At 31.1% G+C, this 2,284-nt stretch carries 2 protein-coding genes and 1 tRNA gene; all 3 read right to left on the bottom strand.

What is annotated here, in order from left to right; all coding sequences use genetic code 11:
* Positions 1–598: 598 nt before the first annotated feature.
* Positions 599–672, bottom strand: a tRNA-Pro gene (locus Q0C22_RS03570).
* The gene (locus Q0C22_RS03565; protein ID WP_291490715.1) at positions 650–1,585 is read right to left on the bottom strand and encodes a hypothetical protein; all 936 of its coding nucleotides are present in this window, start codon (positions 1,583–1,585) and stop codon (positions 650–652) included. Before Q0C22_RS03565 ends, Q0C22_RS03570 begins: the two co-directional genes overlap by 23 nt.
* Positions 1,586–1,588: 3 nt before the next feature.
* The coding region (sppA, locus tag Q0C22_RS03560) for a signal peptide peptidase SppA (RefSeq protein WP_291490713.1) at positions 1,589–2,284 on the bottom strand (696 nt) is incomplete at its 5' end.

Below are 2,284 nucleotides of genomic sequence, written 5' to 3'. Positions count from 1 at the left end.
GTGAATAAACTATCAATTCATATAAAATGATATACATAGTAAGAACAGCAGAGGCTCTTAAAATACTTTGTTCTTGAGTTTTATAAGGTAAATAGATTTTGCTAATAAAATTGCTCATTACCGGTCCTGCTAAAATATAAGTTGTCAAATTGTTAATTTCCAATTGGATTACTCCTATTTCTTGCATCCTCACTAATAATTTATTTATGTTTCTAGTTGATTTTATGCTGCTCCACATGATATCCTTATCAATTTTTTTGTCTATTTCTTCTGAATAATTTGTAATTAAAAAATTTATGATATTTTTTTTTGTCTTTAAATGTAAAAAAAATATAAGAAAATATATATATAAATAAAGGAATTAAATATAGTTCTTTTAACATTATGTTTATGCCCTCTTAATAAAATTGCTTATAAAAAGGCTTGCTTCTGAATATCTTTTATCTTTTATAAGCTCAAAAAGATCAGAATTTATTAATTCTTCAAAAAGTTCTTGATTTTTACTTTGAGGATATTTTTTTAATTTTATTTTCATGGGGCGGATGACGGGAAACGAACCCGCGTGATCAGTTTGGAAGACTGAGGCTCTACCATTGAGTCGGGCTGACAGGATTTGAACCTGCGACCCCTTGACCCCCAGTCAAGTGCGCTACCAAGCTGCGCCACGCCCCGCCTTAATTCTAAAGCCTTCTTGCTTGAATTCTTCAAAAACATCCCTGCTGCAAGCAAAATTCACTTCATAATCTTTAATACTCATTTCTTTTTGTTTGTCAACCAAAATGTCAAAACCTAAATTCTTCCACGCTGTTATAAATTTGTCTTTATCTGTGGCGCTCATTTTGCCTAAATCTGCATAATATTTACCATTAAAAAATTTTGTACCAACAACATTGTATCCTTTTGACTTTAATGCATTTTTAAATTCTAAATAACCAGACTTATTCAAACCACCTACATAAACAATATAATGGTATTGTGGACTTATATTTTTTTTAACTGAATACTCTATATGTTTTTGCTCCAAGGCTGTTTTTAGTTCATCTAATTGATCAGCATTACAAAAAACTATACAGTTTTCTTTTGCGTTTTCTGTCTTTTTAGCAGGTTTTGTAACAATATTATTTTGCATGGCTATGATGGGTTTTGAGGCTTCTTTTTTTTGCTCAAACCTTTGAGCAGTTGCAATGCTGGTAGTTATTCTTTGTTGTTTTGAAGCTTCGTTCTTTTGCTCAAGCTCTACAGCAGTTTTTGGATTAACTGGTGTTTCTTTTATCCGGGATACTAAAGTTTTATTATTTGCAGTGGCGTTTTGGAGCGTCACTACAATATTAAATGCATTATTATTTGATTTGGTTATTTTCTTTGATTTATCTGGTGCTGTATGAGACTCAACAGGTTTCTCTACTTTTGCAGTTTGTACCAATGTCTGCTTTTTAGCAAAATAAAATCCGCCAAAAACTGCAAGCCCCAAGACCAAAACTGCAAAAATAGCAATAAACAAAAACTTTACAAAATGAGATTTAGGTTTTTTTGGTATATCAATTTTATTTGGTATATTATTTTTTAATAGATTAATTTTGAGCATAAACTACTTAAATATCATTTGCAAACTTGGAGTTTTTGACATATCAAGCAGATTTTTTATACCGCTAAAACCAAATAACTTAGAAACCCCAGAATAATTATCGCTTAGTTCAACAAATTTTAAATTTTTTTTACCTGTATATTTTTGAAGATACGCTTTTGCTGCATCAAAACCACCAATTGAGTCTATCAGATTATACTTTAGAGCCATTTGTCCAGTAAAAACTCTGCCATCAGCCAATGGTTTTAATTTTTCTATATTTATGTGCCTTGATGATGCTACAGCATCTAGAAATTGATTATAAACGCTTTCTACAACACTAAAAATCATTTCTTTATCTGCCTTTGTTGGTTTTCTTAATGGATTTCCAGCATCTTTCACTGCCCCACTTTTTACAACAAAATCTTCTATTCCGATCTTATTTGCCAATTTATAAGCATTTATTCCTTCAAATATTACACCGATGCTACCAGTTAAGGATGCAGGGTAAGTTACAATTTTTCTAGCTCCAAGTGCAGAAAAATAAGCCCCACTTGCACCAATACTATCAATTAAAGCAACAATTGGTTTTTTTTTATCTATTCTTTTAACCAGATAATAAATTTTTTCACTTTGCGCTGCATCCCCACCAGGAGAATTGATTTTAAGCAAAATTGCACTATAAATAGGATCTTTTTGGGCTTGTCTTAGCTGATCGCA

The sequence above is a fragment of the Desulfurella sp. genome (assembly GCF_023256235.1).
In the GTDB taxonomy this organism is placed as follows: Bacteria; Campylobacterota_A; Desulfurellia; order Desulfurellales; family Desulfurellaceae; genus Desulfurella.
This window is presented reverse-complemented; position numbering and strand designations above follow the sequence as displayed.

Excerpts from the sequence above, each read along its gene's own strand:
- Q0C22_RS03565 (WP_291490715.1), bottom strand. The coding sequence starts at position 1,585 with ATGCTCAAAATTAATCTATTAAAAAATAATATACCAAATAAAATTGAT.